Source organism: Streptomyces sp. SID3343 (assembly GCF_009865215.1).
GTDB lineage: Bacteria > Actinomycetota > Actinomycetes > Streptomycetales > Streptomycetaceae > Embleya.
In genome coordinates this window covers 1-22,446 of the sequence record NZ_WWJX01001372.1, presented here as the reverse complement: position 1 = coordinate 22,446, position 22,446 = coordinate 1, and the positions used below count along the sequence as shown (strand labels likewise).

The 22,446-nt window shown below is 71.5% G+C and carries 19 protein-coding genes; 6 read left to right on the top strand and 13 right to left on the bottom strand.

The window, feature by feature from the left end; all coding sequences use genetic code 11:
* Positions 1 to 76: 76 nt before the first annotated feature.
* From GT354_RS43515 to GT354_RS43505, 3 genes are all read right to left on the bottom strand, one after another.
* The gene (locus tag GT354_RS43515) at positions 77 to 1,714 is read right to left on the bottom strand and encodes a gamma-glutamyltransferase (RefSeq protein WP_161362566.1); all 1,638 of its coding nucleotides are present in this window, start codon (positions 1,712 to 1,714) and stop codon (positions 77 to 79) included.
* Positions 1,711 to 2,547 (bottom strand): FCD domain-containing protein, encoded by an 837-nt coding sequence (locus GT354_RS43510; protein ID WP_161362564.1) that lies wholly within the window; start codon positions 2,545 to 2,547, stop codon positions 1,711 to 1,713. Before GT354_RS43510 ends, GT354_RS43515 begins: the two co-directional genes overlap by 4 nt.
* 117 nt (positions 2,548 to 2,664) lie before the next feature.
* Complete coding sequence (locus GT354_RS43505) at positions 2,665 to 3,159, bottom strand: RidA family protein (protein ID WP_161362562.1); 495 nt, start codon at positions 3,157 to 3,159, stop codon at positions 2,665 to 2,667.
* Positions 3,160 to 3,345: 186 nt separating this feature from the next.
* Between GT354_RS43505 and GT354_RS43500 the strand changes: the two genes are divergently transcribed.
* The 3 genes from GT354_RS43500 to GT354_RS43490 all read left to right on the top strand — a co-directional run bounded on the left by GT354_RS43500 (position 3,346) and on the right by GT354_RS43490 (position 7,098).
* Entirely contained in the window at positions 3,346 to 4,110 is a 765-nt protein-coding gene (locus tag GT354_RS43500) for a YoaK family protein (RefSeq protein WP_161362560.1), read from the top strand.
* A gap of 265 nt (positions 4,111 to 4,375) precedes the next feature.
* Positions 4,376 to 5,971, top strand: a complete 1,596-nt coding sequence (locus tag GT354_RS43495) for a cytosine permease (protein WP_161362558.1) — start codon at positions 4,376 to 4,378, stop codon at positions 5,969 to 5,971.
* Between the two features lie 461 nt (positions 5,972 to 6,432).
* Positions 6,433 to 7,098, top strand: a complete 666-nt coding sequence (locus GT354_RS43490) for a pentapeptide repeat-containing protein (protein WP_161362556.1) — start codon at positions 6,433 to 6,435, stop codon at positions 7,096 to 7,098.
* A gap of 262 nt (positions 7,099 to 7,360) precedes the next feature.
* Here GT354_RS43490 and uxaC read toward each other — a convergent pair whose 3' ends face one another.
* From uxaC to GT354_RS43465, 5 genes are all read right to left on the bottom strand, one after another.
* Positions 7,361 to 8,764, bottom strand: a complete 1,404-nt coding sequence (gene uxaC / locus GT354_RS43485) for a glucuronate isomerase (protein ID WP_161362555.1) — start codon at positions 8,762 to 8,764, stop codon at positions 7,361 to 7,363.
* A 329-nt stretch (positions 8,765 to 9,093) separates the two neighbouring features.
* Complete coding sequence (larB, locus tag GT354_RS43480) at positions 9,094 to 9,774, bottom strand: nickel pincer cofactor biosynthesis protein LarB (protein ID WP_161362553.1); 681 nt, start codon at positions 9,772 to 9,774, stop codon at positions 9,094 to 9,096.
* Complete coding sequence (locus tag GT354_RS43475; protein ID WP_161362547.1) at positions 9,767 to 10,612, bottom strand: ATP-dependent sacrificial sulfur transferase LarE; 846 nt, start codon at positions 10,610 to 10,612, stop codon at positions 9,767 to 9,769. The genes larB and GT354_RS43475 overlap by 8 nt, the downstream gene beginning before the upstream one ends.
* Before the next feature lie 122 nt (positions 10,613 to 10,734).
* Entirely contained in the window at positions 10,735 to 12,108 is a 1,374-nt protein-coding gene (locus GT354_RS43470) for a mannitol dehydrogenase family protein (protein WP_161362545.1), read from the bottom strand.
* Positions 12,105 to 12,290 carry a hypothetical protein gene (locus GT354_RS43465; protein ID WP_161362544.1) on the bottom strand — a complete coding sequence of 62 codons (186 nt, stop codon included), beginning with the start codon at positions 12,288 to 12,290 and terminating at the stop codon, positions 12,105 to 12,107. Before GT354_RS43465 ends, GT354_RS43470 begins: the two co-directional genes overlap by 4 nt.
* 99 nt (positions 12,291 to 12,389) lie before the next feature.
* Between GT354_RS43465 and GT354_RS43460 the strand changes: the two genes are divergently transcribed.
* The 3 genes from GT354_RS43460 (at position 12,390) to GT354_RS43450 (ending at position 16,211) form a co-directional block, all read left to right on the top strand.
* The gene (locus GT354_RS43460) at positions 12,390 to 13,619 is read left to right on the top strand and encodes a lactate racemase domain-containing protein (RefSeq protein WP_202512938.1); all 1,230 of its coding nucleotides are present in this window, start codon (positions 12,390 to 12,392) and stop codon (positions 13,617 to 13,619) included.
* The gene (larC, locus tag GT354_RS43455; RefSeq protein WP_161362542.1) at positions 13,616 to 14,842 is read left to right on the top strand and encodes a nickel pincer cofactor biosynthesis protein LarC; all 1,227 of its coding nucleotides are present in this window, start codon (positions 13,616 to 13,618) and stop codon (positions 14,840 to 14,842) included. The genes GT354_RS43460 and larC overlap by 4 nt, the downstream gene beginning before the upstream one ends.
* Positions 14,843 to 15,161: 319 nt before the next feature.
* Positions 15,162 to 16,211, top strand: coding sequence for a LacI family DNA-binding transcriptional regulator (locus GT354_RS43450; protein WP_161362533.1), 1,050 nt, complete (start codon positions 15,162 to 15,164; stop codon positions 16,209 to 16,211).
* A gap of 107 nt (positions 16,212 to 16,318) precedes the next feature.
* Here the strand turns inward: GT354_RS43450 and GT354_RS43445 are convergent, their stop codons facing one another.
* From GT354_RS43445 to GT354_RS43425, 5 genes are all read right to left on the bottom strand, one after another.
* Positions 16,319 to 16,966, bottom strand: coding sequence for an SGNH/GDSL hydrolase family protein (locus tag GT354_RS43445; RefSeq protein ID WP_161362532.1), 648 nt, complete (start codon positions 16,964 to 16,966; stop codon positions 16,319 to 16,321).
* 70 nt (positions 16,967 to 17,036) lie between these two features.
* Entirely contained in the window at positions 17,037 to 17,885 is an 849-nt protein-coding gene (locus GT354_RS56120) for a TIM barrel protein (RefSeq protein WP_161362530.1), read from the bottom strand.
* A 174-nt stretch (positions 17,886 to 18,059) separates the two neighbouring features.
* Positions 18,060 to 19,484 (bottom strand): polysaccharide lyase 6 family protein, encoded by a 1,425-nt coding sequence (locus tag GT354_RS43435; RefSeq protein WP_161362528.1) that lies wholly within the window; start codon positions 19,482 to 19,484, stop codon positions 18,060 to 18,062.
* 31 nt (positions 19,485 to 19,515) lie between these two features.
* Positions 19,516 to 20,949, bottom strand: a complete 1,434-nt coding sequence (locus GT354_RS43430; protein WP_161362526.1) for a polysaccharide lyase 6 family protein — start codon at positions 20,947 to 20,949, stop codon at positions 19,516 to 19,518.
* A gap of 54 nt (positions 20,950 to 21,003) precedes the next feature.
* Positions 21,004 to 22,374, bottom strand: a complete 1,371-nt coding sequence (locus GT354_RS43425) for an alpha-L-fucosidase (RefSeq protein WP_202512937.1) — start codon at positions 22,372 to 22,374, stop codon at positions 21,004 to 21,006.
* Between the last annotated feature and the right edge of the window lie 72 nt (positions 22,375 to 22,446).

The window sequence follows — 22,446 nt, the reverse complement described above, 5'->3', positions numbered from 1 at the left end:
GTCCGGGTCGGCGGCGGAGTGCGGGACGGGTTCGCCGTCCGGGGCGAGGGTGCGCTCGCCCGCGAACGACAGCGCCTCACGGCGTATGCGGGATGGGCGACGGGGTCGTTGGTTCGAGTGACTCGATCGCGGTTCCGTCGCTGCGGGGGTCGGCGGCGGCGTGGAGGGAGCCGTCGGGTGCTGCTCGGACCAGTTGGCCGTGGCCGACCTGCTCGTCGAGTGTTCCGCCGATCCGAAGGCGCAGGCCGGCGGCCCGGAGGGAGTCGGTCGCGGTGGTGGGGGTCTCGGATTCGGCGAAGGCGGTGTCCGCGGGTGCGTTCACCTCCATCCCGCCGATGACCCATCGGGGACGGTGCAGGGCGGTGCCGGGGGTGTCGCCGGCGTCCAGGCGAAGTGCGATGTGGGTATGGATCTGGGGTTGTGCCTTGCCGCCCATGGTTCCGTGCGCGCCGGTGATGCTGTCGCCTCGGCGGGTCAGGACCGGCATCAGGGTGTGCGCGGGCCGACTGCCGCCGCGCAGGCGGTTGGGGGCGCCGGGGAGCAGGCTGAAGAAGGATCCCCGGTTGTGCAGCAGGACGCCGGTGGCCGGGTCGAGGATGCCGGAGCCGAAGCTGTGGAAGAGGCTTTGGATCAGGGAAATCGCGTTGCCTTCCGCGTCCATGGCCACGACGGCCACGGTGTCGCCGCTGGGGCGGGCGGCCTGCGCGGTGGCGATCGGGCCGAGTGGACCCGTTCGCGCGGTGGGGTGGGTGGCTTCCTCGGCGATTCGGGCGATGTGGGCGATGTCGAGGAGCTCTTCGACGGGGACGGTCGCATGTCGGGGGTCGGCGAGATGGGTGTCTCGATCCCTCGCGGCGTGTTGGAAGATCCGGGCGAGCACGGCGGCGTCGGTGCCGAGCAGGTCGAGGCCGGAGTCGAGGTGTTCCAGTGCGCCGAGGATTTGCAGCAGGTGCATGCCCTGGGAGTTCGGCGGTGCCGTCAGGTACTCCTGGCCTCGGAACGTGCGCCCGATCGGGGCGGTGGTCTCGGTGCGGTGCCGGTCGAAGTCGTCGCGGGTGATGGGGGAGCCCAGGTTCCGTAGGCGCTCGACGATGGAGGCGCCGATGGCGCCCTGGTAGAAGGCGGACGGACCGCCGTCCGCGATGGCGGCCAGGGTGCGTGCCAGGGCGGGCTGGACCAGTGGTCGACCCGTGGTGAGCGGTCCCCCCGCTTCGAAGAAGACCTCGCGTATGCCCTCGTCCTCCGCGAGCGCGGGCGCCTCGACCGCGAGAGCGTGGGCGACGCCGGGGGCCGTGGGGACACCTTCGCGCGCGTAGGCGATGGCGCGGGTGAAGAGACTGCCGAAGGGAAGGCGTCCGGCGGCCCGCGAGAGGCCGGCCCAGCCCGCGACGACGCCGGGCACGGTCACGGTGAGCGGGCCGGTGACCGGCATCGGTCCGTGTCGGCCGAAGGCGTCGGGGTCGGCGGCCAGCGGCGCGGCTCCGCTGCCGTTGACCGCGATGGGCTGCTCGCCGCGGCGCGACACCAGGGCGATCAGGTCGCCGCCGACCGAACACTGATGGGGGTAGACCACCGTGAGGGCGATGGCCGCCGCGAGGGCCGCGTCGACGGCGTTTCCGCCGTCCCGGACGGCTTCTTGTCCGGCCGAGGTGGCGAGCGCGTGTGGGGTGGCGAGGGCGAAGGCCGTCGGCGGGGTCGGCGAGGGGGTGCTCATGGGAGGGACCGTTCGTCGGAGCGGGGGAACGTGGGGACGGCCGGGGCGGCGCGGTCGGCGCGAGCAGGGGTCGGGCCCGTGCGTGGCGCGTCGGCCGAGCCGCCGTCGGGCGTGGGTGCGACCAAGAGGGCGTTCACGATGGCCTGTTGCACTTCGAGGAGGTGTTCGGACATCGCCTGTGCGGCGGCGTCGGCGTCCTGGGCCATGACTGCTTCCAGGATGCGTCCGTGGGCGCGCAGCGACGTGACGAGCCGCTCCTCGCTCTGGTAGGCGGGGTCTCGGGACAGTTCGACCCAGCTGTTGGTGGTTTCGAGCAGTTGGGTCAGCAGGGGGTTGTGGGCGGCTTTGGCGAGGGCGACGTGGAACTCGCTGTCGAGTTGGATCAGACGCGGCAGCGAGCCGTGCTTCAGGGCCCGCTCCGCGTCGGAGAGCAGGTTGCCCAGGTGGCGAAGGTCGGTGGCGTTGCCGCGCACGGCCGCGCGGGCGGCGACGGGGGGCTCCACGGCCGAGCGAAGGTCCATCACCTCGTGGATCACTCTGGCCGCGGAGCCCATGTCGCCCAACTGCCAGTCCTGCAGGGACGGGTGGGCGACGCCGGTCACCGTGGTTCCCCGGCCGGGGCGCCGATCGACCAGGCCACGCAGTTCCAGTTCGCGCAGTGCTTCGCGGACGGTGGCCCGGGAAACCCGCCAGGTGTCGGCGAGTTCGCGTTCGGGGGGCAGTCGGTCGCCCTCCGCCAACTGGCCGTCTTCGATGAGCCGCTGGAGGCGTCCGGCCAGGAACTGCGGGCCGGAGCGGGCTTCGGCGGCGATGAGTGACCAGTTGACGGACAACGGACGACCTCCCGGAGGACGTTGGGGGACACGACTGTGCCCTGAGTGTCTCGGATCGGGAGCCGGGTCGGTCCTTCGGACCGGAAGCCCGGCCGGTCCTTTCGGCCCCGAACGGGCTCAGTCGTCGATCTCGACGGTCACCCAGGCCTCGAAGCAACTGCGTCGGGCCAGGCTCATGACGCCGATGGTGGCACGTCCGCCCAGGCCGACCTCGGGGCCGAAGACGTCGCGAAAGACGTCCGTGGCGCCGGAGGAGACTTTGTGCACGTCCTCGAAATCGGGTGTGGTCACCACAAAGCACAGCGATCGCACCACCGCGGTGACCCGGTCGAGCGAGCCGAGGGCGTATCGGATGCCGCCCAGGCAGTTCAACGCCGTGTAGCGAGCCGCCGCGTAGCCCTCCTCGATGCTCAGGTCCTGACCCAGACGTCCCGGCAGTCGCACGTTGCCTTGGTCGTCGTCCGCGGTGTGGCCGCCGAGGAAGAGCAGATTCCCGGTGATGTGGTGGGGCTTCATGGAGCCGTAGTCGGCGCCGTAGTAGGGGCGCTTCCCGTAGTCGGGCAGTTCCAGCCCGAGTTCCGCGACGCGCGCTTCGAAGTCGGGACGTGACATCGCTGCTCCTTCGAGAGAGTTGACGGCTCCGCCGGTGAGCCAAGATAGTCAGATGGTCCGACCAAGTCGGGGTGATTGTCTCCACACCTCCCGACCACCTGTCAAGGGTGTCCTGTCCCCGGCCCGTCCCCAGGGATCGGACCGTCTCCCGCCGCCTCGCGCCGCCCGTTAAGGATCACCCAGCGAATGACGCTCCCCAGCCGACCCGACGCCTCCACCGACCGCCCGAGCGCAATACCCGCCGGGCCCGACCGGCGCCTGGTCGACCTCCTGTTGCTCGTGCTCACGGCGGCAGCCGGCGCCACCGACGTCCTGGCCTACCGCGGTCTCGGCGGCATATTCACCGCCAACATGACCGGCAATCTCGTGCTCTTCGGCATCGCGGGATCCCACGGCGTCGACATCCACCTCGCCCGCTCCGGCGCCGCCGTGATCGCCTTCACCGCAGGAGTGGTCGCCGCCTACCGGATGACCGCGGTCCCCGACCTGTCCGACCGGCCGTGGCACCCGCGCATCAGTGCCGCACTCCTGGTCAGCCTCGCTTTTCAGGCAGCCCTGCTGGCGGCCTGGGCGGGGTCGGGCGCCGAACCCGGCCGGCTGACCGGCATCGGCCTGGTGGCGCTGTCCGCCGCCGCCATGGGCATGCAGACCGCCGCCGCCCGCCGACTGGCCAAGGCCGGCATCACCACCACGTTCGTCACCGGCACCCTTTCCTCGGTCGCGGAGTCCCTGTCCGCCGGCTCGACCAAGGACGTGGCGCGCCGGTGCGCCGTGTTGCTGGCCCTGATCGCCGGTGCGCTGGTCGGCGCGGTCGCGCTGCGCTACGCCCCGGTCTCGGCGGCGGCCGTCGCGCCTGTGCTCGTGCTGGCCACCCTGGCCCTGGCGTACCTGCGACTGCACAAGCACCCGCATCCGCATCCGATCGCTACGGATTCCGTCGATATCCGCTAGCAGGACAACTGATTCCGTTGATAATGCGGATCTGGTCGAGGAAACGTTGACTTCCCGTGGCGTGTCGTGTGGAGATGACTTCCCGGAAGGCGATCCCGCCGGAACGCCTCCCCCGTCCTCCCGGCCAAGTCACCTTGCCCCGGTCGCCGTCTCGGCGACAGGCGTCCTTGCGCACGTGTTCCCCGGCACCACCCGGCCGTGCAGCAACCCATCGGACGCCCTCGGCAGCACCCCGCGGCCCCGCCCGCCCGGAGAAGGACATCCCGTGACCACAGACAGCCATGCCGTTCACAGACCGTTGGACGTCTCCCTCCACGACGACCCCCGTGTGGTCAAGGAAGCCGCCAACGAGGACTACTCCACCCACATCGTTCCGCCGACCTGGCGCAGTGGCCGACTCTCGCTCACCATGACCTGGTACGCCGTGATCAGCGGGATGTTCTATCTCGTCACCGCGGCGACTCTCGCGGTGACCGTCGGCACCGTCGACACGCTCATCGGCATCGCCCTGGCCGTCGTCGTGTTCGGTGTCGTCGGCGGCATCCTGTCCCGCTACGCCGCCCACACCGGACTCACGGTCGCGCTGCTCTCCCGACGACTCTTCGGTGTCACAGGATCCGTCCTGGCCCCCCTGATCCTCGCCGCCACGGCGCTCTACTACGCCGTGTTCGAGAGCTCCGTGATCGCGCATGCCCTGCACGCGTACACCGGGGTACTCGACATCCGCGTCTGGTACGCGATCGCGATCGCCACCAACCTGCCCATGGTCATCGGCGGCGTGCGCCGCTGGCTGGACAAGTTCAACGGCTACCTGCTGCCGCTGTACTGGATCGGACTGCTCGTCGCCGTGGGCCTGGCCGCGGCCAAATATCCCACCGACGGCTGGCTGACCCATGCCCCGGTCGATCCCCCGCACCTCGGCGCCCCCGGCTGGCTCTACGCCCTGTTCGTCTACCTCGGCGTCTTCGTCTTCATGATGTACACCGTGGACTTCGCTCGCTTCGGTCGACCCGAGGACAGCCGCTACCACAGCATCGTCACCTTCGGTCCGGTGTTCTACTTCTTCGTGTACCTCGCGAACGGCCTCGTCGGCATCTTCCTGGTCATGGCCGCAGGCACCTCCGGAACCCTGTCGGAAACGGCCGTCGGCGACACCGTCGTCGATCTGATGGGCATCGCCGGTCTGCTCGTCGTGTGGGTCACCCAGTCCAGGATCAACACGGCGAACTACTACGTCGCCTCCACCAACCTGGAGGCTCTGCTCACCCACGTGCTGCGGATCCGCGTCCCCCGCGTCGCGGCCCTGCTGCTCGCGGGTGTGCTGACGTATCTCTTCATGCTCACGGACGTGCTCAGCTATCTGCTCACCGCGCTCGCCTGGCAGGGCGCGTTCGTCGCGGCCTGGGTCGGAATCGCCGTGACCCACATTTTGCTCAACCCCCACGGCGACCGCGACGGGCTCCCGGAGGTACGCCCCGGTCGCGTGTCCGCCTTCGCCCCGGGGGCGGTCGTCTGGCTGTTCACTTCGCTGCTGGGCATCCTGGTCTACGAACGCGCCGGGACCTTCGGTACGACGTGGTCCACCCCGCTCGTCCTGGTGCTGAGCATCGTCCTGTACGCCGTCGTCCATCGGCTCGGTCGCCCGGTCGTCCTCGACCGACCCGGCGATCCACGCGACGAGGTCGACGACATCTGGCAGGTTCGCGTCCGCTGCCACCGGTGCGACCACTCCTACATCGCCGTGGAGATGGACCGCGACCCCAGCACCGCGGACCGGGCACCCATCTGCGCCGACTGCGCCGGACGCAGCACCCCGTTCCTGCGGGCGGCCCGCCGCGAAAAGCCCGCACGACCCGCATGACCCGGCGCCCCCCGGCACCGACCACGGCCACCGTCGAATACCGCCCGAACAGCCATGGCGCGGTGGTGCTCGACGGCGGCCCGGCGGGCGTCGGGCGAGCCTGGGGTCGTGGCGGTCTCGGGCCCGAGGTCTCGGGGCGCGGCGAGGCGGTGCCGTCGACCGAGGCGGCGAAGGTGGCGATTTCGGCCGCCCGGCCGTCCGGTCGGTGCGACGCGGTCGATCACGGTCGGACCTGTTTCCCGGCGGAAAGCGGAGCCCCGCCCACGACTGCGATCCCAGAAAGCTGGGATTGCTTCGGTCCGCGGGTGTGCACAGAATCGGGTCACGCGCCGTCGGGCCGCAGTGCGGGCCGCGCCCATCGCGGTGCCGTCCTCGCTCGTCGCCGATCACCGATGCGTGATCGCTCGTCAGGAAGGCTCCTCGTGCGTTCGTTTCGCATGCGACAAGGTGTTTGGGCGGCCGTGGTCGCCTTGTTCGTGTCCCTGCTCATGGCAGGCCCCGCGGCCGTGACCGCCGACGCGGCCCCGACCGGCCCGGCCAGCGGGCCGAACCCCGCCCACGTCGCCACGCTCAAGAGCGGCTGGGCCGCCTGGAACGACTGGCGTCGGCAAAATCCCACCGTCGTCCCCAACCTCGCGTACGCCGATCTGGCCGGGATCGATCTGGAATACCGCCAGTTGGCCGGTGTCGATCTGTACGGCGCGGACCTGCACGGCGCCCACCTGCTCGGCGCCGACCTGACGGACGCGCGCCTGGCCTCCGCCGACCTACAGGGCGCCGATCTGCTCAGCGCGGGCATGAACCACGCCGACCTCTCCTACGTCCGCGCTCGCGGCGCCAATCTCTCGCACACCGGCCTGATCGGCGCGGACCTGCGCGGCGCCGACCTCACGGACGTCGACCTCACCCGCTCCGGAATGGTGGGGGCCAATCTGAACGGCGCCAACCTCACCCGGGCCACCGTCGTCGACGCGGACCTGTCGTACGTGACCATGGTGCTCACCGATCTCAGCGACGCCAACCTCTACAACTCGGACTTCAACGGCGCCTTCCTCTACCGCTACCTCGCAACGTGGCGGACCAACTGGCTGTGCAAGCACCACCCCGTCTGCCAACTGGTCGGATAGACCGGTCTGTTGCCCCCGGAGCACGGCCTGCGAACCCCCACCGCGGGGCCCTGAACGCCAGGCCGTGCCCCGGTGCCTCGTTGCTTCGTCGCCGGCTCCCGTGGCCCGGGCCGCCTTGCCCGCTGCGGTTGTTCCCGTTGCCCGTGCCACGGCGGTCCCGGCATGGGGGCCGTGGACGATCCGCCGGTCGGAGCGGAGGCGACGATGCCCCGGTGGGCGGTCTCCGTCGCGTGCTCGGTCCGCCCCGGAGCCCGGGCGGTGATCACAGTTTGAACGCCCTCCGCGGGTTGACCGTGACCAGATCCACGGCCGTCTCCGTCGCCTCGTCCTCGTCGAGTCGGTGCTCGGTGACCAGTTCGGCGAGATAGCCGCAGTCCAGCCGCCGGGACATGTCGTGTCGGGCGGGGATGGAGCAAAAGGCTCGGGTGTCGTCGACGAAGCCGGAAGTCCGGGAGAATCCCGCCGTCTCGGTGACCGCGCGGCGGAACCGGCGAATGGCGTCGGGGGCGTCGAGAAACCACCACGGGGCGCCCGCGTAGACCGATGGGTAGAACCCGGCCAGCGGAGCGATCTCCCGGCTGAAGACGGTCTCGTCGAGGGTGAACAGGATCAGGTGGAAGCCTTCGGCGGTTCCGTACCTGTGCAGGAGCGGACGCAGGGCATCGGTGAATTCGGCGCGCAGCGGGATGTCGTGACCGGTGTCGGGGCCGTACCGGTGGTGGGTGGGCGCGTGGTGGTTGCGGCGCACGGACGGGTGCAGGGTCATCACCAGGCCGTCGTCGCAGGACATGCGGGCCATCTCGAGCAGCATGTGTCGACGGAACGCGACGCCCTCGGCTTCGCTCGCCGTACCGCGCAACGCGGCCCGGTGGATGCGGGCGGCTTCGGCGTGGGTCAGCGGTTCGGTGCCCACGTCCGGGTGGCTGTGGTCGGCGGAGGTGGCGCCGTGCGCGATGAAGTGGCGTCGTCGGTCTTCCAACGCCCGGATGTAGCCGTCGTAGTCCGACGTGTCGACGTCCGCGGCCTCGGCCAGGCGCGCCACGGCCTTGCTCCACCCCTGGCCGGGTTCCAGGTAGCGGTCGGGTCGGAAGGTGGGCAGGACCCGCGCCGTCCACTCGGGGTCGGCGGCCAGTGCCCGGTGAGCGGCCAGATCGTCCGCGGGGTCGTCGGTGGTGGCCAGCACCTCGATGCCGAAGCGGCGGAACAGGGCCCGCGGGTGGAAGGCCGGCTCGGCCAGCCGCGCGGCGATCCGGTCGTAGATCCGGTCGGCCGTGGCCGCGCCGGGCCGCTCGGTCACGCCGAAGATCTCGACGAGTTCGGCTTCCATCCAGTAGCGGACCGGGGTCCCTCGGAACGCGGTCCAGTGCTCACACATGGTGCGCCACGCCCGGCGGGCCTGCGCTTCGGGCAACTGTCCCTGTCCTGCCCCGAGTTCGTCGAGCGGGACACCGTCGGCGTGTAGCAGGCGCGTGACGTAGTGATCGGAGGAGATCAGCAGACTCGCCGGATCGTTGAACGGCTTGTCGTCGACCAGCAACCTGGGATCCACGTGACCGTGCGGCGACAGGATCGGCAGGTCGCGGACCGCGTCGTAGAGGCGGCGGGCGACGGCTCGCGACTTTGGGTCGACGGGCAGGAGCCTGTCGGGATGGAGTGAGGAGGCCATACTGCGCATGGTTGTCGGCGGCCGCAGGCCAGGGCAATCGGTTGTCATGTGTTGCCGCGAGCTTGTGCACGGGCCCGGGTTCGGTGCTGATCGGCAAGGCCGGTCGGTGACTTGGGCCGTGGGTGGGACCGGGCACGCCGCCGCGCCGACGGAGCGGATGCCGACGACGTGGATCGAGGTGGGGGCGGGACGTCGGGTCGCCGGCGGTGGTGCGGACGACGGCGCGGTCTGCCGCCCGTCTCACGTCCGATCGCGGACTTCGGGTCGGGCGGTCGTCGAAACCGTGGGGCATGGCCGTGGGGCGGGGCTCGGTTTCGGCCGTTCGACCCTCACGATGGGGCGCCGGCCGCCGGGGTCAAGGGTGCCGCGATCTGCGCGGCGAGGTGTCCGGCCCCGAAGCCGTTGTCGATGTTGACGACCGCGACCCCGGGGCTGCACGCGTTGAGCATCGACAGCAGAGGTGCCAGGCCGCCGAAGGCCGCGCCGTAGCCGACGGAGGTCGGCACCGCGACGACGGGCGCGGCGACCAGCCCGGCCACCACGCTGGGCAGTGCGCCGTCCATGCCCGCGGCAACCACCACGACCCGGGCGGAGCGCAGCAGGTCGAGCATGCCGATCACGCGGTGGAGTCCGGCGACGCCCACGTCCACGGCCACTTCACAGCGCCGGCCCAGATGGCGGGCGGTCAGTTCGGCCTCGATCGCCACCGGGAGGTCGGAGGTTCCCGCCGCCAGCACGACCACGAGACCTCCCTCCGGCGCGGGCGGTTCGGGTGGCCACACGAGCAACCGGGCGTGCGACTCGTGGCGGGCGTCGGGCAGTTCGGCGAGGACGGCCCGCGCGTGCTCGGGGCCGGCGCGGGTGAACAAGGCCACGGCCCGGCCGCGCTCGCGCAGTTCGGCGGCGATCGCGCCCACTTGGCCCGGGGTCTTGCCCTCGCAGTAGATCGCCTCCGGATATCCCCTGCGGTCGATCCGGTCGTGGTCCAGACGTGCGAACGATTCAGCCATGGCGGACTCCGATCAGGGAAAGCGTGAAGGCACCCGATCGGATGCCGGCGAGATCGACGGCGACCGTCGGGAACCCGGCGGCACGAACCACCGCCAGAGCCGCTTCGCGCAGGTCACCCGCGAGCGCCGCGATTTCGGCGACGGGCACCTCGATGCGTGCGATATCGCCGTGATGGCGGACCCGGCAGTCGGTGAAGCCCAGCTGCCGCAGGCCCCGTTCCGCCGCCTCCACTTGGCTCAGTTTGTGCGGCGTGACCTCGCTGAAGTGCGGGACCCGCGAGGCCAGACAAGGCGCGGCCGGTTTGTCCGCGCACGGCAGGCCCAGCGCGGCGGCGATCCGGCGGACCGCCGCCTTGCCCAGGCCCGCGTCGGCGAGTGGGCGCAGCACCCGGTGGCGCACGGCGGCCCTGCCGCCGGGACGGTCCGCGCGCACCACGTCGTCGGCGTTCTCCCCGTAGGCGACGGCCGTCAGGCCGTGTTCCCGGACCACCTCCGCGGAGATGCGGGCGAACAACTCGTCCTTGCAGTGGAAGCAGCGGTCGGGGCCGTTGGCCCGGTAGGCCGGGACGTCACCCTCGTAGGTGGCGACCTCGACCACCCGCGCACCGATCTTCGCGGCGACCCGGTGGGCGGCCGTCCGCTCGTCGGCCGCGAGGCTGGGCGAGACGCCGAGCACCGCTACCACGCGGTCGGCGCCCAGCGCTCGAACGGCCAGAGCCAACAGCACGGAGGAGTCCACTCCCCCGGAGAAGGCCACCCCCAGGCGTCCGGGCGTGTCGAGCAGTGTCGCGACGTGGTCGGCGGCCTCGCGGTCGGAGTCGGACAGTCCCGGGGGCATGACGTGTTTCTCCTGTTCGAGGCTGGTTCGACGGTTGGCGACCGGCCGGTCCGCTCCGGCGGGTCCGCGGCGCGTGGGCGGCCGACCGGGGGCGGTCGCGGGTGAAGACTCGACGTCGTCGGTCAGGCGAGTTCCCAGGCGCGGGCGGTGAGCGCTTCGACCAGTTCGGTGTCTCGGGCGAGGGCGGGATCGAGGAAGGCCAGCACGGCGTGCGCGGCGTCGGACGGTGATCCGGTGAGGATCGGGGCGGCGGCGTCTCGTACCGGGATCGTGTTGCTGCCGAGCAGGTGCAGCAGCCATGCGGCGACGACGCGGAGCGCGCCGGGCGGCATTGCCCCGGACGTCCGTTCGGCGTGGAGCGTCGGCAGGATGCGCACCGGGATCTTCTGGGCTCCGTCCTCGGCGATCTTGGCGAGGGTGTGCCGGATGCGCGGGTTCGCGAAGCGGGCCGTCAGCGCGTCCCGGTAGGCGGCCAGCGCGGTTTCGGGGAAGTCCAGGTGGGCCGAGGCCTCGTCCCACCATTCGCGCACCCAGACCCGGCAGACCGGATCGGCCACGGCCTCGGCGACGGTGGCGTGGCCGCAGAGCGGCGCCGCGTACGCCAGCAGCGAGTGGGCGCCGTTGAGCAGTGACAGTTTGCGTTCCTCGTACGGCGTGACGTCGGCGACGAAGCGGGCACCGGCGTCCTCCCAGCGGGGCCGGCCGGCCGGGAACTCGCCGCTGAGCACCCACTCGGTGAACGGCTCGGTGACGACGGGGACTTCGTCGTGGCGGCCGGTCGCGTCGCGGATGGCGGTCACGTCGTCCGCGGTGGTCCACGGGGTGATCCGGTCGACCATGGTGGCGACGTAGGAGGCGTGCGCGGCCGCCTCGCGCCATTCGGGGCGCCCGATCGCGTCCGCCAGTTCGCCGATCACCCGTGCGGTGACCTGGCCGTTTGCCGGCAGGTTGTCGCACGGCACGACGGCCACGGGGCCGCCGCCCGCGCGTCGCCTGGCGGCCAGCCCGGCCAGCAGTCGCGCGGCGACCGTCGATACCGGGGCTTTCGGATCGGCGCGCAGTGCGGTGATGTCGGCTCGCACGTCGGCGCGTTGGGTGTCCAGGCCGCCGTCGGGGGCGCGGGTGTACGCCGCCTCGGTGACCGTCAGGGTGACCACCGCGAGTTCCGGCCGCCGCCAGTGGTCCAGCCACGCGCCGTGGTCGCCGCCGGAGTGCGCCGAGGTGAGCGAACCGACCACCTCGAAGCGGTCGCGGTCGGGAGCACGGGTGGCCAACGTGTAGAGCCCGTCCTGGGCGGTCAGCCGCTCGGCGATCGCGGTGCTGCGCCCGGTGAACGCCGCGATCCCCCACCGGTCGGCGTCGCCGGCGTGCTCGGTGTACCAGGCCTGATGGGCCCGGAAGAAGCCGCCCAGGCCGAGGTGGAGCATGCGCACCGGCGCGGCGGGTCGTCCGTCGACAGCGCGGGACAGGGGCCGGGTCGCGGGTTGGGCGGTCACAGTTCGAAGACCTTTCGCGAGTCGACGCTCACCGGTTTCGCCGCCGCCTGGACTGCCTCTTCCCGGTCGAGCCGGTGCGGTGACGGGAACGGCCGGTCGTACACCGTCTCGTTTCGGCGCCGGGCGAGAGCCCGCTTACCGGGGTCGACGGGAGGTAGTCGGTCGGGGTGGAGGCTTGGCATGACGGCATGTTCGCTGCCGTCGGTCCGGCGCGGCAACCGGTTGCCATGTGTTGCCCCGGGCACTTGCACCGCGTCCGACACCATGGTCCTCTGGCCGCCATGACAGCACAGATCGGTGGGCCGGGCGCCGTCCTCCCCGAGGCCCGGGTGCGAGCCTTCGTCGCCGAACAACTGGCGAACGAGGATCTCGACGGCCGCAGCGTATGCCTGGTGGTACCCGACGGCACCCGTAGTTGCCCGCTTCCGCTGCTGCTCGCCGCGGTGCACGAGGCGCTGTACGGCCGGGTCTCCCGGTTGACGGTGCTTGTCGCGTTGGGTACGCACGCCCCGATGGGCGAGGCCGAGTTGGCCGCCCACATTCCCCCGTTGCCGGGCATGACCGTGCTCAACCACGAGTGGTGGAAGCCGTCGACGTTCGCCTCGGTCGGCACGATCGGCGCCGAGCGCGTGGCCGAGCTGTCCGGCGGGCTGCTGCGCCAAGAGGTGGACGTGCGCCTGAACCGGGCCGTCGTGGAGCACGATGTGGCCCTGGTCGTCGGCCCGGTCTTCCCGCACGAGGTGGTCGGCTTCTCCGGCGGTGACAAGTACTTCTTCCCCGGCGTCGCGGGCGCGGACATCATCGACCTGTCGCACTGGCTCGGGGCCCTGATCACCAGTGCACAGATCATCGGAACGCGCGGCATCACCCCGGTCCGCGCGCTGATCCACGAGGCGGCCGCGTTGATCCCCAGCCGCAGGCGCGCACTGTGCGTCGTGGTCGAATCCGGTACCGGGGCGCTGCAGTCGATGGCGTACGGGACGCCGGAGGCGGCCTGGTCGGCGGCGGCCGACGTGTCCGCGCAGGTCCACGTCCGCTACCTCGACGCCCCCGTGCGGCGTGTGCTGTCCGTGATCCCGGAGAAGTACGAGGACATCTGGACCGCGGCGAAGGGCTTCTACAAGCTCGAACCGGTCGTCGCGGACGGCGGCGAGGTCGTCCTGTACGCGCCGCACGTGCGGACGATCTCCGCGATGCACCCGGAGATCGAGGAGATCGGCTATCACTGCCGCGACTACTTCACCAAGCAGTGGGACCGTTTCAAGCACCTGCACTGGGGCGTCCTGGCGCACTCCACCCACCTGCGCGGCGCGGGTACGTACGACGAAGAGCACGGCGAGCGCTGCCGGTTGACCGTCACCCTCGCGACCGGCATTCCCGAAGACGTCGTGCGCAGGGCGAACCTGGGCCATCTGGACCCCGCCGCGGTGGATTTCGAGGCGCTCGCCGCCGACCCGGACACACTCGTCGTGCCGCAGGCCGGCGAGGTCCTGCACCGGTTGCGCCCGTGAGGGCCGCATGGGTCGACGCGTCCGCCGGCGTCGCCGGGGACATGCTGCTGGCCGCCCTCGTCGACGGTGGGGCCGAGTTGTGCACCGTGCGTGCGGCGGTGGAGGCCGTGGTGCCCGGCGAGGTACGCCTCGTGCGGACCCGGGTCGACCGCGCCGGTATGCGCGCGACGCGGATCCAGGTGACGCCGAGCGCCGACGACCACGCGCACCGAACGTGGAAGGACGTACGCCGTCTCATCGAGCAGGCGCCGCTGGCCGATCCGGTCCGCGCGTCGGCACTCGCCGCCTTCGCCCGCCTCGCCGTCGCCGAGGCACGCGTACACGGCACGGAACCGGAAGAGGTGCACTTTCACGAGGTGGGCGCCTGGGACTCCATCGCCGACGTCGTCGGCGTCTGCGCCGCGCTTCACGACCTCGCCGTGACCGATCTGACGGCGAGCCCCGTGGCGTTGGGCTTCGGCCGCGTCACCACCGCCCACGGCGAACTTCCCGTCCCCGCTCCCGCCGTGGCCGAACTCGCTTGCGAGTGGCAGGTGTTCGCGGGCGGCGAGGGCGAACTCGCCACCCCCACCGGCATGGCGCTGCTCACCACCTTGGCGCGTGAGTGCTCGCCCCTGCCACATCTGCGTCTGGAGCGGATCGGCGTCGGGGCCGGCAGCCGCGACACCCCCGGGCGCCCCAACGTCACTCGCGTCTTCCTCGGCACCCGGGCCCCCGCCGCGACCCTCGAAACCGGTTCCGACGCCGTCGTCTTGGAAACCAACATCGACGACCTGGACCCGCGCGCATGGCCCGGCGTACTTGCGTCCCTCATGGAAGCCGGTGCCTCGGATGCCTGGCTGACCCCCATCCTCATGAAGAAGGGCCGCCCCGCGCACACGCTCTCCGTCCTGTGCCCACCGCAGGGCGCCCAACCGCTGCGTGACGCCGTCTTTCGCCTCACCACCACGCTGGGCATACGCGAACGGCCGGTCCGTAAAACCGAACTCGAACGAGGCTGGACGCACGTGGACGTCCTCGGCAGCCGCCTTCCCGTCAAAGTGGGCCACCGTGGCGGCAGAATCCTCCAGGCGACACCCGAGTTCGCCCCGGCCGCCGCGCTCGCCGCCCGTCTCGGCCTTCCCGTCCACTTCGTCCTTGCCGCCACCACCACCGCCGCCCACCGAGCAGACTTGACCGCCGGCGCCCCGATCCCGCGCACGCTCACCCCCGAGCCCGTCTGAATCCGCATGGATCCGCGGCGCGGCCGATGAAGGTGGGGGCCGTCCGAGTGTGGGGGCCGTCGCCGCGCAGCTCGGCGCGCGAGACGGGCCGAGCGAGAGGAGCGGGTCACTCGACGACGTCGGGACGCGCCCTTGTGCTCCGAACGCCCGGGTCGTTCGTGTGGCGGCCACCGGCGCCCCGACCGCTCGGTGGGTGACGGTGTCCGAACGGAGTACAGTGCGCTCCCTCGCTCATCCCGTGGCAGCGACAGCGTCGTCCGATACCCCGTGTCGCTGCCCGGGACCTGCGGCTTTCCTACGAGAACGGAAGTGAGATCGGGTGAGCGAGCGTGACAGCGCCCCGGCCGCCGCGACCGGCGTGAACAAGGCACCGACGATCTACGACGTCGCCCGGGCCGCAGGGGTGGCCGCGTCCACCGTGTCCCGGGCGTTCGCCAGGCCGGGCCGGGTCAACGCGGCGACCGCGGAACGCATCCGGCGGGTGGCCGCCGAGCTTGGCTACCGCGTCAATCCGTTGGCGTCGGGATTGCCCACCGGCCGCACTTCGATGCTCGCGTTGGTGGTTTCCGACGTGACCAACCCGTTCTACGCGGAGATCATCCGGGGAGCCGAGTCCGCCGCCGCCGAGGCCGGGTTCGTCCTCCTGCTGGTCGACGCCCAGGAGTCCGACCGGGTGGAACGCGCCAGCCTGGAACGGGCGTTGCCCGCCGTCGAGGGGCTCGTACTGGCGGGTACCCGACTGTCGGACTCGGCCATCCGGATGACTGCCAAGCAGCGGCCGGTGGTCGTCCTCAACCGGCACGTCGCCGACGTCCCCAGCATCACCCTCGACAACCCGCACGGCATGCTCGTGACCGCGGAACACCTGGCACGGTTGGGGCATCGCACCGTGACCTACGTCGCCGGTCCGGAGGCCTCGTGGGCGGACGGGATGCGCTTGCGGAGCCTGCGCGAGGCGGCGACCGGGCTGGGCATGAGGGTGCAGCGCGTGGGCCCCTTCGCACCGACGGTCGCGGGCGGTCGCGAAGCCGCCGACGCGCTCCCCGAGGACCTGCCGACCGCCGTCGTGGCCTACAACGACCAACTGGCGATCGGGGCCGTGCTCGCTCTCCAGGCACGCGGCGTCCGGGTTCCCGACGACGTCAGCGTGGTCGGCTTCGACGACATCTTCCCGACCCGCATCGTCAGGCCCGGGCTGACCACCGTCGCCGCCCCACTCCGCGCCCAGGGACGGGCTGCCGTCGACGCGCTGCTGTCCTCGCGGGGCAATCCGGCACCGCGCACGGGCAAGCCCATGACCTTGCCGGTGAAGCTGGTCGTCCGTGACTCGACGGCACAGGTTCGGCGCACTCGGCGTCCGAGCCCGTAAAGCGGTGCGGGATCGCGGACTTCGCCGGCCGGCGCTTCGTCCGCAGTCGGCCCCGAGCCCCGCTGCGACGCGTGGACGCGCGCCGCGACCGATCCGCTCGGTCCGCGCTATCGCCCTGCCGCCGAAGCCGCGGGCGCGACCTCGGCGAGCCAGGCGTCGGCGATCAGCCGATGCCCCAGCGGGCTCGGGTGGACACCGTCCGGGGCCAGCTCCGCCGGCTCCCTCTCCTGCGCCGCGCGGGGCAGCACGAGGTCCGCGCGCACCACTCGGGCTCCGTTGTGCACGGCTGCCCGCAGGACGGCGTCGGTACGCGGTGACAGGTCCTCGAACCAGCGTTCCTGGTCCGGCCCGACCGGAAGCAGGAACGGGGTGATGACGACCAGCTGCGCGGACAACTCTCGCGCGGTGGTCGCGAGCAGGCGGTCGAGGCACGCCTCGAACTCCTCGACCGGACTGGGGAGGTCGCGGTCGTAGCGTCGCCAGGTGTCGTTGATGCCGATCTTGACCGTGACGACAGTGGGCCGGTGGTCCATGACGTCGGTGCTCCAGCGGGATTCGAGGTCGTACACGCGGTGACCGTTGATTCCCGTGTTGACGACGCGGGGGCCTGGCCCGTCGTGCGCCCGCTCGCGCAGCGTCCGCGCGATGTCGTGGACGTACCCCTCGCCGAGCGAGGTGGGATCCGCACGGTCGCGGCCCGCGTCGGTGATGGAGTCGCCGATGAACACGAGCGTGTCGTCGCCCTCGAAATGCATGCCTGCCGTCCTGGCGTTTTGGTGGGTGGACGGGCGGGTGACGGGTCGTCTCACCCGTGACCCGCCCGGTTCACGGTCGATCATGTCGGATCGAGGGGGCCTGTTCCGTGGCGCGTCTCAGGGTCTCGGCCTCGCGCGTCAGCACCGCGGGGTCGTCGCCGGGGACGAACTCCAGGAGCGCGTCGACGCCCCGCCCCGCCACCAGGCCCAGGGCTGCGCCCCACAGGTCCCGGCGCTCCGCCAGCGGTAGCCGGTGGTTGCCCGGCCACCATGAGAAGACATGCACGGCGGTGACTCGGTCGCCGAGTTCGACAAGCCCTGCCAGCGCCTGCTCGTCGGGGGTGTCGAGCGGCGGTTGCCAGTACGTGTGGACGTTGTCGGCGCCCACCTCGTCCAGCAGCCGGACGGTCGAGGCGACCGTGTCGGTGAGCGTTCCGCCGTGGAATTCCGTCGCGAGCTCCAGGCCGTGGTCCGCGGCGATCCGGGCCGCTTCCCGCAGGCAGCGCACGGTTTCGCGCCGCTCGTCCGGCAGCGCGGACCGCGATCCGGTTGCGCCTGCCCAGACCCGTACCCGAGGTGCCCCGAGCACCACGGCCGCCCGGGCGACAGCGGGGAAGTCGGCCGACTCGGCGGGGCCGGCGCGAAAGTACGAACCGTACGAACAACAGCGCAGCCCGTGGCGGTCGGAGACCTCACGGACCGCGCGGACCGTACCGGGCTCCCCCGCGGGCGCGTGCACGTCCGCTCCCCACTCGATCACCTCCAGGCCCGCGTCGGCCGCGCGTCGCGCGACCTCGGCGGCGGGCAACCGGCGAAAGGTGACCGAGCACAGGCCCAGCCTGGTCCGCCCGCCGTCCGCCCCGGCCGGCGGGCGGAGCGGGGGGCGGTCCGCTGCGCTCGGTTTGCTCTCCTCGGTCACGACCCTGCCTTCCTGTGGTTGGCCTGCGGTTGGCCTACGGACGGTGTGTGCGATTGCCCTGCGGGGGTCCGGCGCGGTCCGCCCGGACGGGGGTCGGGCGGACCGGGTCGGCCGGATCGCGAGGTCGGGTGGATGGTTCGGTCAGGCGTGCGGTGCCCCGTCACCGGTGGTCGGTCAGGCGGCGTTCGGACCCACGTCCGCGGCGGTGAGGGGGTGCCGAAGCGCAGGGCCGGTCGCGTATTCGTCGGCACCGATGTCGCGTACGCTGCCGCGCGGGTCCCCGTCGATGTCGTCCGCCAGGACTGTACTGCCGGTGGCTGCGCCGATCGCCGGGCTGCCTGCCGTCAACCGCAGCACACCGTCCGCCCCCTGGCCGAGCCGGGGGTCGGCCCGGGTGAAGCCCCCCGCGGGGATGTTGCCGTTGGCGGCTGCCCCCCACAGCAGGTTGCTCCGCCAGGTGAAGCCGGTCGTGGCTCCCATGGCGACGAGACTGCCGGAGTTGCCGACCAGCAGGTTGTCGGCGATGGTCACGCCCTGCGGCTCGTACGTGCGCGTCTCGCCCGACAGTGTGCCGACGTTGTCGATCAGGGAGTTGTGCGCGATCACCGCGCGGTCGCAGGCGTCGTTGCCCCGCCGCTGGTCCTTCGTCTCGTCCTTGGTGTGGTCACGGGTGCTGCCGCTGCCGACCACCAGGGCTCGGCCGGACAGCCCGCTGAGGTAGTTGTTGACGATCACGTGGTCGTTGCCGTAGATGCGCACCCCGTCGACGCCGCCGATCAGGTGGTTCCCCTCCACCCTCGAACGATTGCCGTGCCGCAGCACGATGCCGCCGCGGCTGTCGCGGATGGTATTGTACCGCACGGTGTTCTCCGAGGACTTCACCGAGATGGCCTCGGGGTCGCCGTCGCAGCGCTCGAACAGGTTGTACTCCACGTATGCGCCGGCGGCGGACAGGGCCCGGCCGCTGACGCCGAGGCGGATGGGCTCGCCGCCGTTGTCGCCGGTGAAGCTGTGGTCGGAGAAGTGGTTGCGGAAAATCTTCAGGTTCTGCGCCATGTCGGTCGAGCCGGGACCGTCGACGACGATGAAGATGCCCGCGGTGGTCTTGTGGTGGAAATGGTTGCGATCGATCTTGCAGTCGTCCGCCCGCACGACGACCCAGTACGGATCGCCGGTGTCCGCGAACTGGAAGTCGTTGCGGGTCAGCCGGATCGCCGAGCAGTCCGCCGGGATTTCGAGCGTGGTGCTCTGCCGGAAGGCGAAGCCGCTGATGACGATGTTGCTCGAATTGCCGAGCACGAAGCCGCGTGCGCCCCGCAGCACCACGCCGCCGCGGGTCTTGGACACGATGGTGATGGGCGCGGCGTCCGTGCCGTTCTTGCCCGAGATGTTGATCGCGCTGCCCGTCGGGACCGTGTAGGTGCCGTCGGCGACGACGATCCGGTCACCGGGTGCGGCGCCGTCGATCGCGTTCTGGAGCGCGGCGAGGGAGGTGACCGGGATGTCGGCCGCCGATGCGCTGCCCGACAGTGAGGTGGTCAGGGGTACGGCGGCAAGTGCGGCCACCGCCGTGCTCTTGAGGAACGTGCGCCGTTGCATGGTGCCTCCTGGAACGAAGTGGCGGGTGCGCTCAGTCGGCCCGGGGACCGACGTCGGCCGGGGTCAGGGGTCCGCGCCTCGGCGCCCGGCGGGAGTATTCGTCCGCGCCCACGTCCGGGGTCCTGCTGCGGGGCTGTCCGTCGATGTCGTGGGTGACGCGCGGACGGCGCAGCGTGCCGGCGTCGATCGCCGGGCTGCCGGCGGCCGGGCGGGCGATGCCGTAGGGGTCCTTCACCAGCTTCGGGTCGACCCGGGTGCCGCCTGCGGCGGGGATGTTGCCGTCTGCGGCGGCGCCCCACAGGAGATTGCCCGACCAGGTGAAGCGCACGGTGTTCGCCATCGCGACCAGTTGGCCCGTGTCCGCGACGAGCAGGTTGTCGGCGACGGTGACGTCGCGCGGCTCGTGCGGGCGCTGGCTCTCCCCCGAGATGGTGCCGTTGTTGTTCAGCAGGGTGTTGTAGGCGATGAGGATGCGGTCGGGGCCGTCGTTGCCGCGGCGTGCCTCGGGCGTCTCGCCGGGAAGGTGATCGCGCTCCGAACCGCTGCCGATCACCAGGGCACGCCCGGACAGGCCCGCGAGGTAGTTGTTGACGATCACATGGTCGTTGCCATAGATCCGCACGCCTTCGGTGCCGTCGATGAGGTGGTTGGCTTCCACTCGGTTGCGGTTGCCGTGCCGCAGGACGATCCCGCCGAAGCTGTTGCGGATGGTGTTGTACCGGATGGTGTTGTCCGAGCTTTTCACCGAGATCGCCTCGGGATCCCCGTTGGCCCGCTCGAACAGGTTGTACTCCACGACGGCGTGGGCGCCGGACAAAGCCCGGGGGCTGACGCCGAGCCGGATCGGTTCGCCGCCGTTGGAGCCGGCGAAGGTGTGGTCGGAGAAGTGGTTGCGGTACACGTGGACGCGCTGGGCCATCTCCTCGGTGCCCGCGCCCTCGATGCCGAGGTAGATGCCGAGGGTGCTCTTGCCGTGGAAGTGGTTGTGGTCGACCGTGCTGTCGTCCGCGCGCACCATCACCCAGTGCACGCCCTCGATGTCGGCCAGTTGGAAGTCGTTGCGGGTGAGCCGGATGTGCGAGCAGTCCGGGGGGACGTCCAGGGTGCTCCGCTGCCGGAAGGAGAAGCCGCTGAGGGTGATGTGGCTCGACGCTTCGAGGACGAAGCTGTGCTCGCCTTCCAGGACGACGCCGGCCGGCGTCCGGGCGGCGATGGTGATGGGCGCGCGCCTGGTGCCCCGCTTGTTGCGAATGGTGAGCGGGCGGTCCGCTGCGACGGTGTAGGTCCCGTCGGCCACGACGATCCGGTCACCGGGTCGTGCCCGGTCGATCGCGGCCTGCAGCTCGTCCAACGTGCGGACGGCCGCCGGGGCCGCGCTCGCGCCGGCGGTCGGCGGTCCGCCGACGGGGGCGACGGCCAGCGCCACCCCTGCCGCGGTGCCCGTGAGGAACGTGCGGCGTTGCATGATGCCTCCGTGAGGGTGCGTTGGACGGACGGTGTTGCGGCCTGCGGCCTGCGGTCAGCCGGCGGCCGGGCTGTCCCCGGCGTCCTGGGTCGCCTGGGCGTTCAGGAACAGTTCGATGACGGGTACGAGGGCGTCGGGGCGCCCGACCGGGAGCTGGAGTGTGAGCGTTCCGGCGGGCTGGCCGCCCATCTCGGTGTTGACCGCGGGCCGGTCCGGGTCGATGTGGACGGGGACGATCTCGGACGCGTCGTTGAGCAGTTGGGCGTAGCGCACCCGGCCGGCCAGCCCGGGAAGGTGCAGGTGCCGCAGCGGCCAGGCGAACAGGTGGACGTAGAGCCGGTCGCCGCGCTGGGTGTACCGGCATTCGGCGGGGGCGGTGTACGAAGAGGGGCCACAGCCGCGAATCGAGCGCTCGTGCACCTGCGTCCACCGGCCGATCTCGTCGAGGATCGCGGTGTCGCGCGGATCGAGCTCGCCGCGGCCGGTGGGTCCCACGTTGAGCAGCAGGTTGCCGCCCTTGGACACTCCGTCGACGAGCATGCGGATCAGCATCTCGGGGCTCTTGTAGTCCGAATTGTCCCGGTCGTAGCCCCAACTGCCGTTGAGCGTCTGGCAGGCTTCCCACAGCACCGGTTGCCCGTTCTCGGTCATGGGGCCGGACGGCTGGTACTGCTCGGGGGTGACGAAGTCCCCGGGAAGGCCGGTTCGGTCGTTGACCAGGACGTGCGGCTGCAGTTCGCGAATGGTCCGCAGGAGCTGTGCGGAATCCCAGTCGTCGGGTCCCTTGCCGCCCCACCAGCTGCGCCCGACATACGAGAAGTCGAAGAACAGGTAGTCGACGCTTCCGAACGAGGTCAGCAGTTCGCGGACTTGGCCGTGCAGATATTGCCGGTAGTCGCGGATGTCCCGCTCGGCGTTGGCCGCCTTGAACGCCTCGTCGTCGCGCTGCGGGTGGGTGCCGTCCACGGGGAAGGACGGATGGTGCCAGTCGATCAGCGAGTAGTAGAGACCGACCTTGAGCCCCTCGGCGCGGCACGCCTCGACGAACGGCCCTACGAGGTCACGGCCGTGCGGGGTGTTGGTGACCTTGTATTCGGTGAGGGCGCTGTCCCACAGGCAGAAGCCGTCGTGGTGCTTGGTGGTGAGGACGACGTAGCGCATGCCCGCCGCTTTGGCGGCTCTGGCCCATTGGACGGGGTCGTAGCGGTCGGGGTCGAAGTGGTCGAAGTAGACCTGGTATTGCTCGTCGGTCAGTCGCTCGACGTTCTTGAGCCACTCGTGCCGTGCGGCGAGGGAGTACAGACCCCAGTGGACGAACATGCCGAACCGGGCGGTGGTGAACCAGTTCGTCTCCGGGCCTCCCTCGGGGTCCGGGGTCACCGACGGGGACGGATGCGCCTGCGGGGTGGCAGCGCTCGCGGTCATGGGGAATCGCTCTCTCTCGTCGGCGCCCGGTGGCGTTTCGGGGCGCGTCGGGGCCGGCGTGCGGGGTGGGGA